This window comes from Chryseobacterium sp. FW101-FHT12H09 (genome assembly GCF_058790395.1).
Genome location: NZ_JBYTCP010000002.1, coordinates 209,388 through 223,215 on the forward strand (window position 1 = coordinate 209,388; position 13,828 = coordinate 223,215).

Sequence of the window (13,828 nt, forward strand, 5' to 3'; positions counted from 1 at the left end):
GCCACATTAATTATTTTTATGCAAGACAACTCTTTTAAATATTCCAAACCTTAGAAAACTTTACAGTTCCCTTTTTTCCAGTTTTTATTTGTTTAAAGTATTGCATTGCTTCTTTTTATTTTTTGTAAAAATACTACTTATTTTTTATTTTAAGAAAATTGATTTGAAAAGCATCCTCTTCTTTTTTATCATTTCGGCAATGGTAATGTCTCAAAATCACCGCGAAGAAGTGCTAATTGTAAGTCATTATTTAAATCAACCGCAGATAAAGGCAAATCTATTTTAAGTTTGGAAAGTCTGCTTAGCGTCTGGATCTGCGTAAATAGCTCATAAAAACCATAAGAAATAACTTTCCCGTTTTCAATGATAAGGAATAATTTTTCTCCTAATTTTCTTCCAGAACCTAACCAAAGTTCGTTGCGTTTTCTGAAATCAATCTTATTCTTGAAAAAACTCACATCATCATATTCCCTTTGAGTACCAATAAACTGAATTGCTTTAGCTCCTTGCGTAAAGGATCTAAATTTTAATATTGGTCTATCTTCTTTGTTCAAAGTATTCTTTTCAACAATGTATTTGTTATTTCTTACATAGAGACCAAAAGGCAATGCTTCTCTTTTCTTTATTTTTTTTGAGTTTAAGATCAGCCTTGCAATAATATCATTTCCTGTTAATTCAAAATTAATCTGTTCAACGTCTCTTTGTACAGATTCCCACTTTTTTGATTTTGAATTAAAAACTTTCTTCGAAAACTTATTGATATCCTGAACATACTCAGACAAAATAATTCTTCCATCCCCATTCTGAAAATAGACAAATCCTTTTTCGTTAGGTAGATCCTGTGTTAACAGTTTGATTTTATTTATATAAGTTTTAGCGTTGCTTTCATCATGCTGCTTTTGAATAATCTCATTCTCGGTATCTTTTGAAACCAGAAGTCTAAACAATTCTAAAGTTGCACGTGCATCTCCATCTGCCCTATGGTGATTTGTTAAGGGAATTCCCAAAGATTTCACCAGTTTACCCAACGAATAACTTACCTCGTTTGGAATTAGTTTTTTAGCCAGTGGAATGGTATCTAAAGTATTGATTTTAAAATCATAACCAAGACCTTTAAACGATTGACGTAACATTCTGTAGTCAAAATCTATATTATGACCAACCAAAGTAGTATTCTGGGTAATTTCGATTACTCTTTTTGCTATTTCATGAAATTTCGGAGCTGTTTTGACCATATTAGGTGTAATACTGGTCAATTTTTGCACAAAAGGTGTTATATCACTTTCAGGGTTAACCAATGAAATGAATTGGTCAACGATTTTTTGTCCATCATATCTGTAGATGGCAATATCTATAATGCATTCATGTCTATAACCTGCACCATTACTTTCTATATCTATAATCGAATACATTTAACTTGATGTTATAATAATATTTTTTTTCTGACTGCCGTTAATAATACCAGTCATTATGAGTCCGAAACTCAATGTTAGGAGACCTAGTACATAACCCATGCCATAAGTCCACAGTGGTTGTAACTGCTCAGTTTGAACGTCTTTAACTGTCGAAATAAAAACAGCAAAAAGAATGTATAAACTTATAAGAGATACCGTTCCTCCAAACAATTGATAGACCCACTTTCTATTGATCAATAAAGGCAATCCTGCTAAAATAATAAAAATTACATCAAAAAAAACAAAGTGACTATTAATAACATCCATAATCAGATTAAGAACCGCAAGTCCAATAAAATAAAATGATGATAAATTTTTCATGGTTATTAGAGTTTGAAATTACTTCTCTTTATCTTTTTCTTCCACCCAGTCCAAACATTCCCAGCACAGCTTTCGCTCCTTCCCTCATTAAAGTAGAGGTGAATGTTCTTCCTGCTTTACTCTGTAAAACCTGCTCAAACATACCTGGCTCTTCTTTTACCGGTCTTGCTTTTTGGGTTGGTAATGGATTTTGAGCTGCTTGTTCCATTCTGTTGGTCAGCATCTCATAGGCTGATTCTTTATTTATATCTTCTTGATATTTAGCAACTAAGGCCGATTTTCCCGTAAGCTCCGAAACCTCAGCATCGTTTAAAACATCCATTCTGGACTCAGGAGAAATTAAGTACGTATGCACCAAAGGTGTAGGAATTCCCTTTTCGTCCAATGCAGTTACAAAAGCTTCTCCAATTCCCAAATTCTGAATTAAACTTGAAGCATTATAAAATTCTGTTGTAGGATAATTTTCAACAGCTTTTGAAATTTCTTTTTTATCTTTTGCTGTAAAACCTCTTAATGCATGCTGGATTTTCAATCCTAATTGAGAAAGAACATTTTCAGGAACATCTCCCGGAATTTGTGTGATAAAATAAATTCCCACACCTTTTGAACGAATTAATTTTACCATTGTTTCAATTTGTGAAAGCAATGCTTTAGAAGCTTCATTGAAAATTAAATGGGCTTCATCAATAAATAAAACCAATTTTGGCTTACCACTATCCCCTTCTTCAGGAAACGTCATATAGATCTCCGCAAAAAGAGAAAGCATGAAGGTTGAAAACAGTTGTGGTTTGTTTTGAATATCTGCAACTCTTAAAATATTTACTACTCCTTTTCCATCCCTTGTTTCAAGCAGATCCTGAACATCAAAACTCAATTCTCCAAAAAAACTTGCTGCTCCTTGCTGTTCCAAAGCAACTATCGATCGTAGAATAGTACCCAAAGATGCCGATGCTATCGAACCATAATTTGCTGACATTTCTGCTTTACCTTGAGCATTATCAGTCACATATTGTAAAACTTTCTTCAGGTCATTAAGATCAATTAAAGGAAGTCCTTTATCATCACAATATTTAAATACAATCGACATGATACTCTGTTGTGTATCATTTAATTCTAAAATCTTGCTTAATAATACCGGTCCAAATTCAGTTACTGTTGCCCTTAATTTCACCCCTTGGCCACCAGAAATACTCATCAGTTCTACCGGGAATGCCTGCGGATTGTAAGGAAGTTGAGTTTTTGCGTATCTTTCTTCTATAATAGAATTCATTTCACCAGCTTCCGCTATTCCAGAAAAATCACCCTTAATATCTAAAACTAAAGATGGGATTCCTGCATGAGATAGCTGTTCAGCAAAAACCTGCAGCGTTTTGGTCTTTCCTGTTCCTGTCGCTCCAGCAATAAGCCCATGTCGGTTTATTGTTTTCAGAGGAATTGTCACATTAACTTCTGTAACCACTTCCCCATCTAACATTCCTTTTCCTAATATTATATGATCTCCTTTCGGAGTGTATCTTGCACTTAATTCGTCAATAAATTGTTTTTTATCTGCCATTTGATTTTTTTTAACTTATAAATATAAAATTTTTTGCAAAATATTGAGTCATTATTATTGTATTCTTAAGAACTTCTTTATCCATACTATTTTTAATCAATACAATTATAATTGTCCTTTATAAACATAAGATCCTTACAATCAAATTCTCCTACGTAATTATTTTTGTTTTTTAAATTTAAACATGACAAAAAACAGTCTACTAATTTGGTATTTTTATACTGAATCCTTTCTGTTTGAAAATAAACAACTTTCGTTCTCTACCAGCACCTGAAACCATTTAAATTGAAAGAAACTATCATTCAGATTTAACATTTCGTTTACAATTCATCTAATACTTTGTATCTTTATCTAAAATTTAAAACAGAGCCAATGAAAGTTGAACAAATATATACGGGCTGTCTGGCTCAGGGAGCCTATTATATTGTATCAGAAAACGAAGCTGCAATTATAGATCCTCTACGAGAGGTAAAACCATACTTGGATCGCCTTGAAAAAGACGATGTTACTTTAAAATATATTTTTGAAACTCATTTCCATGCAGATTTTGTTTCGGGACATTTAGATTTAAGTAAAAAGACGGGTGCTCCTATTATTTACGGACCTACTGCCAATCCTGAATTCGAAGCATTAATAGCTGAAGACCATCAGATTTTTGAAATTGGAAAAATAAAAATAAAGGTTTTACATACTCCTGGTCATACCATGGAAAGCACGACCTATCTTTTAATAGATGAAGAGGGTACTGAAAAAGCAATTTTTACTGGTGACACCTTATTTTTAGGAGATGTTGGCAGACCTGATCTTGCTCAAAAGGCAACCAATCTTACCCAGGAAGATCTTGCAGGAATTCTATATGAAAGCCTTCATAGTAAAATCATTCCTTTAGATGACTCTATTACTGTTTATCCGGCACATGGAGCAGGTTCTGCCTGTGGTAAAAATATGCAGAAAGAAACAGTGGATACTCTTGGAAATCAAAAAAGAACAAATTATGCTTTAAATCAGCCTGATAAAGAATCTTTCATTAAAGAAGTTCTGGATGGTTTAACTGCACCACCAAAATATTTCGGGATGAATGTTGCCTTAAACAAAAAGGGCTATGAAAGCATCGATACCGTTATGGATAAAGGCCTCAATCCTATTCCTGTAGAAGATTTCGAAACTTTCGCAGAAGATTCAGGAGCCTTAATTTTAGACACCAGAGGTGCTGCTGATTTTCACAAGGGATTTATTCCAAATTCAATAAACATAGGTTTGAAAGGAGATTTTGCTCCTTGGGTAGGAACTCTGATCGTAGATGTAAAACATCCGTTATTACTGATTACCGATGAAGGGACTGAAGAGGAGGTGATCACCAGATTAAGCAGAGTTGGATTTGATAATGTCTTAGGATACTTAGAAGGAGGTTTTAAATCATGGCAGAATGCAAATAAAGAAACCGATGAAATTAAAAGAATTTCACCTTCTGAATTTGTAGAACAATTTAATGAGGAGTCTACTGTAATTGATGTTAGAAAACTGACTGAATATTCAGCAGAACATATAGATAACGCGTTTAGTAAACCATTAGATAACATAAGTGACTGGGTAAGCTCAATTGATGATTCCGAACATTTTTTCCTTCATTGCGCAGGAGGATACAGAAGCATGATTGCCGCAAGCATTCTCAACTCACACGGAATCAGAAACTTCACAGAAATAGAAGGGGGCTTTAATGGAATTAAAAAAACTGAAAAATTACCTACTTCAGATTTCGTTTGTCAGTCTAAACATTATAAAGAAGGGAATGAGAAGTAAGTTTTTGGGATATGCCATGGCTGTATCACTGATCGTAAGTTCATGTAAAACAGCTACTCTTACACAAAACAACTCTACTATCAACATTAAAGAAGTTATTAACAGTACAGATGTTACTTTAGTGGATGTGAGAGTTCCCGAACAATATAAAGAAGGCACGGCAAGAAATGCAATCAATATTCCATTAACTGAAATTCAGAATAATATTGATTCTTTAAAAGGTAAAAAAGTAGTTGTCTTTTGTAATAAAGGAATACAGGCTGATCAGGCCATTGAAATTTTAAAGAAAAATGGTGTGGATGCATATGATGGAACAAGCTGGAAAAATGTAAAAGCTATTCAGGATGAGAAATCAACCGCAAAATAATAAATTTGAATAGAATCATGAAGAGCTATATGCCTTCAAACATATTATTAGTTTAAAATTAAAAACCAAAACTATGTCACAAAAATTTCAAGAACTCATTAATTCCGAAAGACCCGTATTGATTGATTTTTTCGCTACATGGTGTCAGCCTTGTAAAGTGCAGTCTTCGGTCTTAACCACAGTAAAAGAAAATGTAGGTGAAGGAGCAAGAATCATCAAAGTAGATGTAGATCAATATCCTGCTATTGCTTCGCAATACGGAGTGCGTGGTGTTCCCACTTTAGCCATATTTAAAGAAGGAGAGCTTCTTTGGAAAGAAAGTGGCGTTCACGATGTCAATACATTGACCCAACTTTTAAAACAATATGAATAAAACTGTGATAACCTCACAGTTTTTTTATTTAACAAATTAGATTTGAATTGAAAAATCATCCCTATCATTTAAAAACTGGAAATGATTTCTAAAATCCTTTAGTTCTTCTATATTTAATTCCGCAGAAACAATGTTACCATTTTTTTGAGAAATCTCTTTTCCGTCAGCAAAAAAACAATGTGAACTTTCCTTATAAAACAGATCATTCCCGTCTGTTCCAATTCTATTCAAACCAAAAACATAAGATAAATTCTCTATTGCACGGGCTTTTAAAAGATGCTCCCAAGCACCCACTCTTTTTTCCGGCCAATTGGCAACATATAAGATCGCATCATAATCATTATTATTTCTTGCAAAAACAGGAAAACGAAGATCATAACAAACCTGTAACAAAAATCGAATCCCCTTATACTCAACAATTACCCTTTCTTTTCCTGGCGAGTATACTTTGTCTTCCCCTGAGAAAGAGAACAAATGCCTTTTATCATAAAAAATGACGGATGAATCCGGCTGCACAAAAAACATTCTATTATAAAAATTTCCACCCTGCTCTACCGGAGCACTTCCACAAAACGCAGAATTTTTTTCTTTCGAAATCTTTTTCAAAAACTCTAATGACTCTTCATTACGATCTGAAACTTCAGAAGCATCCATACAAAAACCAGTTGAAAACATTTCAGGCAATAAAAAAATATCGGCTTCCTGATTGTTTAGCTGCTCTTCTATTAATTGAAAATTACTTTTCTTATTTTTCCAGATAATATCTAAATTTAACCCTATAACTTTCATAAAAATCATTCAAAATCTTGTATAAAAATACGATTTTTAATTAATTTCGGTTCTATTTTTGCAGCGGATAATTCTTATTAGTCACAATTAAAAGTTTAGAATTTATGAAGAAATTGATTTTTATGTTTATGCTTGTCTTTTTGGGAACTGCTGTAAATGCTCAGGCATGGACAGGAAAGGGAGACCAAAAGATACAGCTTGGTTTCAGTGCCTGGGGATATGGAACAGGAATTACCGGAACCTATGATTATGGGCTTAATAAGCTTGTATCAGTAGGAGCGGGTTTAAATGGTTACTTTAGCGGATATAAAAACAATGACAATGATAACAGGGTTTTCATTTTTGGAAGAGTCAATTTCCATTTAAAAGAAGCTCTACAGCTACCTGAAAAACTGGACATCTATCCTGGTGTTGATCTGGGTGTTCTTGGAAAGGATTTTGGAATAGGGGCTCATATTGGTGCGCGATACTTTTTCACTGAGAAAATCGGGGTATTTGCCGAAGTAGGAAACAATGGCAGTCTGGGTGTTTCTCTAAATTTATAAAACAAGTCTTATTATATGACAAAGCTTCTCTATATGAGGAGCTTTTTTATTTGGCATAGTTTTGATAATTGTTACCTTTGCAAATTAAATCTAAAAATCATTAATGGAATTAGCAATCAAAATTTTTCAATTTATATTAAGCATTTCTATTTTAGTAGTTCTTCATGAACTTGGTCACTTTTTACCAGCCAAATGGTTTAAAACCAAAGTAGAAAAATTTTACTTATTTTTCGATCCTTGGTTTTCTATCGCTAAGAAAAAAATCGGTGAAACAGAATACGGTATTGGATGGCTTCCTTTTGGAGGATATGTAAAAATTGCCGGAATGGTGGATGAAAGCATGGATACGGAACAGCTAAAACAACCGGCACAACCGTGGGAGTTCCGCGCTAAACCAGCTTGGCAGAGATTAATCATCATGTTAGGTGGTGTTACAGTTAACTTTTTTCTGGCTTGGTTAATTTACAGCTGCCTTTCTCTTTTTAATGGTGAAATGTACACTGACCTTACAAAATTTGATAATGGTATCGGTGTAACGGAAGCTGGAAAAAAAATGGGATTCCAAAGTGGTGACAAAATTATCAGCATTGATGGAAAACCTGCAGAAAGATTAGAAAATTCAGCTATTAATATCCTTTTCAGTGATCAGGTTACTGTTTTAAGAAATGGGAAAGAGGCTACATTTAAAGTGAATGAAGATGGCGTAGCAGATGTTATCAAACAAAGAGAAGCAAAACTGTATATCACACCAAGAATTCCTATGATCATTGATTCTTTGGCAACACCTTCCTCTAAAGCATCAGGATTGGCTAAAGGAGACCGAATTGTAGCGATTAATGGTAAATCCACTCCTTTCTTTGATGAAGTAAGCTCAACATTAGCAGAAAACAAAGGAAAAACAGTTAGCATTGATGTAACCCGTGGCGCTGAAAGACAAACAATTTCTGCACCTGTTGACAAAAATGGTAAACTGGGAATTGCAGTTGACCAAAAAAGCCTTGCGAATGTAGTTACTGATAAAAAATATTCTTTTGGAGAATCTATTCCCAGAGGTTTAGAAAGAACGATTGAAGCTTTGACCATGCAGGTTAAGCAATTCAAGATCATGTTTAACTCTAAAATTCAAGGATATAAAAATGTAGGTGGTCCTATTGCAATCGTGAAATCTATGCCTGTAAACAAGGCTGCAGATGGTAGCTTTGCTATCAATTGGCCTGCTTTCTGGAGTTTTACGGCAATGTTCTCGATCTGGTTGGCATTCCTGAACCTTATTCCAATCCCGGGACTTGATGGTGGACACGTTATTTTCACATTATATGAAATCATTTTCGGGAAACCAGTCCCTCAAAAAGTATTAGAAAATGCACAGATGATTGGCGTTATCTTCCTGTTAGGCTTGATGTTACTGATTTTCGGAAGTGATATCTTTAAAATATTTACAGGGAAATTATAAGATTTTTCAAATTTTCAAAAGAAAAATTTGTCTGGTATAAATATTCGTCCTATATTTGCACCACTTAAAAAACAAAGGACATTCCTCCTTAGCTCAGTTGGTTAGAGCATCTGACTGTTAATCAGAGGGTCGCTGGTTCGAGCCCAGCAGGAGGAGCCATATTATCAAGGAGTTACGATATTCATTTATTGTAACTCTTTTTTATTTGCACAAAATTTGCATAAAAATTCAGCATTTTAATATCTTTTTCAATATTCTATTTGCATAAACCTTGCACAAACTCCAAATTTCCGCCTGAAAAAATAAAAGAATTAAAATATATCAGACATAACACTAGGCGCAATAAGGCTTATAAATCAATTTAAAACATCAAGACAACAAACACAAGCCGCCTAAAAACACCTTTAAACACCACCACAACTCTAACTTACATCAAACCTAGATAGAAGTAAGAATAAAACCCATAAATAACCACTGATCAAAATACAAACGACCACACAAGACCACACAAAATCAAAAACAACTGTCTGAAAAAGTTGTATAGAAAAAAGGGGGCGGAGAGAAAAAAAACATTCTAACCCATAGGAGGTAAGCAGAAAGTAGGTACAGTCTTTACATCTATAAATAAAATTTTGGTGTGGAATTGCTGTAAATTCTTCTATAAAGGGATTGCTTTGATTTTTCAAACTTTTTGTGTGGGGTAATTAGGCAGATATATATTCACTACTTCCTCTCCAACTGTATTTGATATTTTTAAAAATTATCGAGGGAGGAGAGTCAAACTACCAAACACAATTACAAAAATTCATATCTTAGCATTTCAAATTTTATCGAAAAAAAATATAAAGCGTTAGCTTTTATTCTGTTATAGGGAATCTGGTAAATTCAAAATGTAACACGGAATAAACAGTTGATGCTCACGTCATATGGCGTGGGCTATTCTTGTTTGTGTTACAGGCTTACCAGAGCCCCCTATTGCAGATTGAGTTTAGTCCCACGCTTTCTGTTTAATTAAACCTTTCACTTTGGGACTGAGTGATATAACAAAATCACTTATGAAAAAAATTATCTTTTCTGCATTCTTATTATTTGGAATTTCTTGCTTTTCCCAAACCGCTACAAAAAAATGCAACTCAATGAATCGGAGATATGAATATTTTGATTCAAGGGGAAACATGACAGGTTATGAGATTTATAACAGCATGACAAGACAATGGGAATATTACAGTTTGACACAATCTTCACAAACACGTCAGCCTACACAATACCGTGATCCACAGCAATTGGATATTTCAGGTTTAGGAAATGCTACAAGTATTCTACAAAATAGATATAACAATAATGCCCAGCAGGTTCAAAATGCAGTAAATACTATATCTAATCAAATAAATAATTTAGATGTAACCAATGAACAAAGAAAACTTATCTCTGATACTTTTCAAAAGAACTGTATTAGCATGATAAATCAAACAACAATCAATTACTCATCCGCAAATGAGACTAATCGTCTAATACAATGGTTATATGATTCCTTGAACACTATTATTAAAATATCACAGCCTCTAGTTCCAATTCCACAAATGATTACAGCAGTGATAGTAAAATAAAAGCTAATTATGGTAAAACTTTACCTGTCTACAATATTGCTATTTTCGACCATAACAATAAACGAGTAAGAGACGAAACCATATTAAATAATTCCTATCTGATTATTTTTGATGACCACATTGAATTTAAAAAAGCTAATGGGGAATTATCTTACAGAGATTTAAAAGATAAGGTATATAATGAACAAAAAAAAGGTTATCAATATTCATCATCATGGGGAGGAGTATTTGTTCATGAAGATTTAAAGTATGTTGAATTTTTTACGGGCAGCTTAGCAATTGGAGAGAATTACACTTATTATATAGCCCCATCTGGAAATAGATAACATTACTCCAAAAACCTTTATTATGCAATTAAACCTATTGAAGCCTTCGATAATAAGGAGTTTGCTCAAAATTGGACCAATAAAAATTAAGTAACTATTTGTATCTAAATAAAATACGACATATTTTGTCGCCTATCAAAAGTAAATTTGTCTATGAGAAAGTTGATTCAAAACAATACGTAAACCTCCAAGCTGTGAATTAAAAAATATTTATAAATTAGCAATCTAAAAATTACAAACAATCAATGAGGAAAAATTTAATTATTCGACTTGTGCTTATGATAGCATTAATTACTTGGATGAACTCCTGTAGTTCTGAAGGAGATCTCCTTAATAACAAAGAGGAAAAGTACTCTAAAAAATTTCAAGTCTTTACTTCTAAAAATGGAGAGGCTGTAAATTATTCGGCTGGTTTTAAAAAGCTTTTAGAAAATTACGATGGTATTAATAATACTGGATTAAGTAAGGAAGGATTCTTTAGTCAGAAAAGAGTTAACAAACTTAATGATGAATATGTTGAGTTCAATGTACATTCTCAGGATATTATCCTTGAAAATGGAGATCATTGGATTATTTATCCAATAATTAAAAATAATAGCGTATCTGGACTCACTATTGCTGTTCTTAAAGATAAAGAAACATTTGTCGAATACTTGCCAATGGATTCTAACTCTAACTATTACTTGAAAATAATAGATCTTTTCAAGTTACAATATGAAAAGAGTACTCGTAAAGCTCGAGCCTCTAATAAAGGAGGAAATGATTGTGGTTTTGATTTAAATAACCCTTGTGATATAGACGAAGTTATTATTAATATTCCAAATCCTGGTAATGGTAGTAATAGTGGCGGTGGCGCAGGTGGTCCTGGAGGCGGTGGTCCTGGTGGTGGTTGCTCTAAATTTCAAAATTGTATTGATCCTAATTCTGGAGGTGGAGGTGGAGGAGAAGGTTCATATGAGAATCCCTGCGATAAAGCTAAAGAACGTTTAGTAAATCCGAAAATACAAGCAAAAATTAATGAGCTTAAAAACCAATCCACACAAGGAGGAGAAAAAGGGGTAATGTTTAAAGCAGATGGTACTCCTTCTCCAACAATAAGCGGTGGTGCACATAGTGTTAATTTTGGTGATAAAACTGGATATCAAGGAGGTTATCATAATCATACACCAACGGGTATACCAATGCTTTCCCCACCAGATATTGACCAGCTTTTGCAATTTGCATTAGCACAAGGAAATGGAAACCCTACAAATGCAAGTAATGCTTACCTAGGAATGGTAGCACCAAATGGCATGCATTATGTAATATTATTCAATGGAACTTATAATGATGCATTAGTAACTTTTTCGCAACAAGATTTAGATGACCATGTAACTAGGTACCAAACTAGGTATGGAATGTTCAAACCATCAACTTCTGAAGGGTATGAAAAGTTATTTTTTAAATCTCTTAATGATATGGGGCTAAATGGAAAAGTAACCCTACAAAGAATAGAAAGTGATGGAACAATAAAAACAGTAACTAAAAATGATAATGGTACAACAACAGCTATACCATGTCTATAATCTTTAAATTAAATCGAAAAAATGAAAATTATATTATTCTTAACAGTATTCCTTTTCTCAAGTTCATGCTATTCACAACAAGTTTATCCATTGAATACAGACTTTGATGAAGTCCCTCAGAATTCCTATTTAAAGGATTCCAATAATGAATTAACTCCTTATATAGGAACCTACAAATCTTCTTTTCAAAATAGGGAAATCACAATCTATATTACAAAAGAAGTACAAAAGTTTTTTAAAGCCTTAAAGGTTTATCAAGACGCATTGTCAATAAGATATGTTGTAAAAAATTCAGCAGGAGCTATTCTTCAAGACACACAAAGCATGACTTTTCAACCAAATCAATTTGAACATACTATTTACAGTCATGGGACTTATCCTAATCAGAATATTGTATGGTTCAATTATGGGGGAACAAATTGCAGAGTTGGTTGGGGAGCTATTGAATTAAAAAAGATTAGTACTACTCAGCTATCATGGGAATACAAACCTAATGACATCATACTTGACAGCAGTAAGTGCCCTCAAGGAACAGACATAAATATCTACTTGCCTGAAACAAAAGGTTTGATATTTACTAAACAATAAAATCAACAAATTATAAATCAACCTTTATCAATTTTGGTAAAGGTTTTTTATTACAACTTATACAAAAAGCCTCCCATAAAAGAGAGACTTAAAAAAACAAATGATTAAAAATTATATTTAATTCAAATACACTATTTCCTTCTAAAGTAAGGCTTATTCAAGATACTAATAGTCAATAACAAAATGATTGGTTTTACTACAACTACACTACAGTAAAACCAACCACTCTTATTTAATTCCCAACAATAATTGGATAATTTTCATCACAATCTTTAAACAATTCATCAAACTTTTGGATAATCATATTTTTAAGGTAAATAAAGGTTTTATCCAACTTTTTAGTCTTAATATAATTCTTTAGCATCAGAACCAAAATCTCTTTTCCAAAAGGAATATTCTAATTTATTTCCCAGATTTGCAAAAATGACAATTCAAATGCTTCATATTATCCCATTAAAGGAGAAATAGGTTCAATGGTCTATGTGGTTCATTCCCACACTGCTTATATTGAAAATTCAGTACATCAATACTATAATTTTCTAACAGAAGGAATAGAATATTTGAAAACTACATATAAAACAAACAAAATAAAGACATTAGATAAACAAACACATAATAAAAAATAAAATCGCCTCTAACTGTTAATCAGAGGGTCGCTGGTTCGAGCCCAGCAGGAGGAGCCAAAAAGAGTTGCAAATTTTGCAACTCTTTTTTTATTTCTACCTTTCAATTCTATTTTTTTAAATTTCTAATTCCAACTAAATAGATAGACTTATTCGTAATTTTCAATTCCAAAATATTGAAATAGAGACTGATAAAAAAATCTTCTCTATCATGCATCAAACCTGAATAAACCTGCTTTTACTCAAATTTTGAATTTTCTTAATTTTTTATGGTAATTGCCCTAAAAAAATTTGCTTCATATTAATATTCATATTATATTTGCACCACTTAAAACAAAGGAAAATTCCTCCTTAGCTCAGTTGGTTAGAGCATCTGACTGTTAATCAGAGGGTCGCTGGTTCGAGCCCAGCAGGAGGAGCTTAAAAAGAGTTACAATTTTGTAACTCTTTTTTATTTGACTA

12 protein-coding genes and 2 tRNA genes are annotated in these 13,828 nt (G+C 32.9%); 10 read left to right on the forward strand and 4 right to left on the reverse strand.

Translation table 11 applies throughout. The annotated features are described in order from the left end of the window. Positions 1–188: 188 nt before the first annotated feature. Genes AC3WRL_RS06610 through AC3WRL_RS06620 form a run of 3 tightly spaced genes read right to left on the reverse strand, consistent with a single transcriptional unit; the run spans position 189 to position 3,330 of the window. Positions 189–1,412, reverse strand: coding sequence for a 3'-5' exonuclease (locus AC3WRL_RS06610; protein ID WP_261510364.1), 1,224 nt, complete (start codon positions 1,410–1,412; stop codon positions 189–191). After that, on the reverse strand, positions 1,413–1,775 hold the full coding sequence (locus AC3WRL_RS06615; RefSeq protein WP_261510365.1) for a hypothetical protein: 363 nt from the start codon (positions 1,773–1,775) through the stop codon (positions 1,413–1,415). A gap of 28 nt (positions 1,776–1,803) precedes the next feature. Next, positions 1,804–3,330, reverse strand: a complete 1,527-nt coding sequence (locus AC3WRL_RS06620; protein ID WP_261510366.1) for a DUF853 domain-containing protein — start codon at positions 3,328–3,330, stop codon at positions 1,804–1,806. Between the two features lie 372 nt (positions 3,331–3,702). On the opposite strand from AC3WRL_RS06620, the gene AC3WRL_RS06625 reads away from it, so the two are divergent. From AC3WRL_RS06625 to AC3WRL_RS06635, 3 genes are all read left to right on the forward strand, one after another. Further along, positions 3,703–5,130: an MBL fold metallo-hydrolase gene (locus tag AC3WRL_RS06625; RefSeq protein ID WP_492329979.1), complete on the forward strand. Its 1,428-nt coding sequence runs from the start codon at positions 3,703–3,705 to the stop codon at positions 5,128–5,130. Further along, positions 5,120–5,497 carry a rhodanese-like domain-containing protein gene (locus AC3WRL_RS06630; RefSeq protein WP_492329980.1) on the forward strand — a complete coding sequence of 126 codons (378 nt, stop codon included), beginning with the start codon at positions 5,120–5,122 and terminating at the stop codon, positions 5,495–5,497. The genes AC3WRL_RS06625 and AC3WRL_RS06630 overlap by 11 nt, the downstream gene beginning before the upstream one ends. 73 nt (positions 5,498–5,570) lie before the next feature. Beyond that, on the forward strand, positions 5,571–5,870 hold the full coding sequence (locus AC3WRL_RS06635; protein ID WP_261510369.1) for a thioredoxin family protein: 300 nt from the start codon (positions 5,571–5,573) through the stop codon (positions 5,868–5,870). Between the two features lie 36 nt (positions 5,871–5,906). Here the strand turns inward: AC3WRL_RS06635 and AC3WRL_RS06640 are convergent, their stop codons facing one another. Next, positions 5,907–6,659: a nitrilase-related carbon-nitrogen hydrolase gene (locus AC3WRL_RS06640; protein ID WP_492329981.1), complete on the reverse strand. Its 753-nt coding sequence runs from the start codon at positions 6,657–6,659 to the stop codon at positions 5,907–5,909. 104 nt (positions 6,660–6,763) lie between these two features. Between AC3WRL_RS06640 and AC3WRL_RS06645 the strand changes: the two genes are divergently transcribed. The 7 genes from AC3WRL_RS06645 (at position 6,764) to AC3WRL_RS06675 (ending at position 13,785) form a co-directional block, all read left to right on the forward strand. Next, positions 6,764–7,204, forward strand: coding sequence for a DUF6646 family protein (locus AC3WRL_RS06645; RefSeq protein WP_261510371.1), 441 nt, complete (start codon positions 6,764–6,766; stop codon positions 7,202–7,204). Between the two features lie 103 nt (positions 7,205–7,307). Then, complete coding sequence (gene rseP, locus AC3WRL_RS06650; protein WP_492329982.1) at positions 7,308–8,657, forward strand: RIP metalloprotease RseP; 1,350 nt, start codon at positions 7,308–7,310, stop codon at positions 8,655–8,657. 82 nt (positions 8,658–8,739) lie between these two features. After that, a tRNA-Asn gene (locus tag AC3WRL_RS06655) sits at positions 8,740–8,816 on the forward strand. A gap of 896 nt (positions 8,817–9,712) precedes the next feature. Continuing rightward, complete coding sequence (locus AC3WRL_RS06660; RefSeq protein WP_492329983.1) at positions 9,713–10,264, forward strand: hypothetical protein; 552 nt, start codon at positions 9,713–9,715, stop codon at positions 10,262–10,264. 571 nt (positions 10,265–10,835) lie between these two features. Then, on the forward strand, positions 10,836–12,155 hold the full coding sequence (locus AC3WRL_RS06665) for a hypothetical protein (protein WP_492329984.1): 1,320 nt from the start codon (positions 10,836–10,838) through the stop codon (positions 12,153–12,155). A gap of 21 nt (positions 12,156–12,176) precedes the next feature. Next, entirely contained in the window at positions 12,177–12,743 is a 567-nt protein-coding gene (locus AC3WRL_RS06670) for a DUF6705 family protein (protein ID WP_261510375.1), read from the forward strand. A gap of 968 nt (positions 12,744–13,711) precedes the next feature. Further along, a tRNA-Asn gene (locus AC3WRL_RS06675) sits at positions 13,712–13,785 on the forward strand. Positions 13,786–13,828: the final 43 nt, after the last annotated feature.

Excerpts from the sequence above, each read along its gene's own strand:
- AC3WRL_RS06610 (WP_261510364.1), bottom strand. The coding sequence starts at position 1,412 with ATGTATTCGATTATAGATATAGAAAGTAATGGTGCAGGTTATAGACAT.
- AC3WRL_RS06615 (WP_261510365.1), bottom strand. The coding sequence starts at position 1,775 with ATGAAAAATTTATCATCATTTTATTTTATTGGACTTGCGGTTCTTAAT.
- AC3WRL_RS06620 (WP_261510366.1), bottom strand. The coding sequence starts at position 3,330 with ATGGCAGATAAAAAACAATTTATTGACGAATTAAGTGCAAGATACACT.
- AC3WRL_RS06625 (WP_492329979.1), top strand. The coding sequence starts at position 3,703 with ATGAAAGTTGAACAAATATATACGGGCTGTCTGGCTCAGGGAGCCTAT.
- AC3WRL_RS06630 (WP_492329980.1), top strand. The coding sequence starts at position 5,120 with ATGAGAAGTAAGTTTTTGGGATATGCCATGGCTGTATCACTGATCGTA.
- AC3WRL_RS06635 (WP_261510369.1), top strand. The coding sequence starts at position 5,571 with ATGTCACAAAAATTTCAAGAACTCATTAATTCCGAAAGACCCGTATTG.
- AC3WRL_RS06640 (WP_492329981.1), bottom strand. The coding sequence starts at position 6,659 with ATGAAAGTTATAGGGTTAAATTTAGATATTATCTGGAAAAATAAGAAA.
- AC3WRL_RS06645 (WP_261510371.1), top strand. The coding sequence starts at position 6,764 with ATGAAGAAATTGATTTTTATGTTTATGCTTGTCTTTTTGGGAACTGCT.
- rseP (WP_492329982.1), top strand. The coding sequence starts at position 7,308 with ATGGAATTAGCAATCAAAATTTTTCAATTTATATTAAGCATTTCTATT.
- AC3WRL_RS06660 (WP_492329983.1), top strand. The coding sequence starts at position 9,713 with ATGAAAAAAATTATCTTTTCTGCATTCTTATTATTTGGAATTTCTTGC.
- AC3WRL_RS06665 (WP_492329984.1), top strand. The coding sequence starts at position 10,836 with ATGAGGAAAAATTTAATTATTCGACTTGTGCTTATGATAGCATTAATT.
- AC3WRL_RS06670 (WP_261510375.1), top strand. The coding sequence starts at position 12,177 with ATGAAAATTATATTATTCTTAACAGTATTCCTTTTCTCAAGTTCATGC.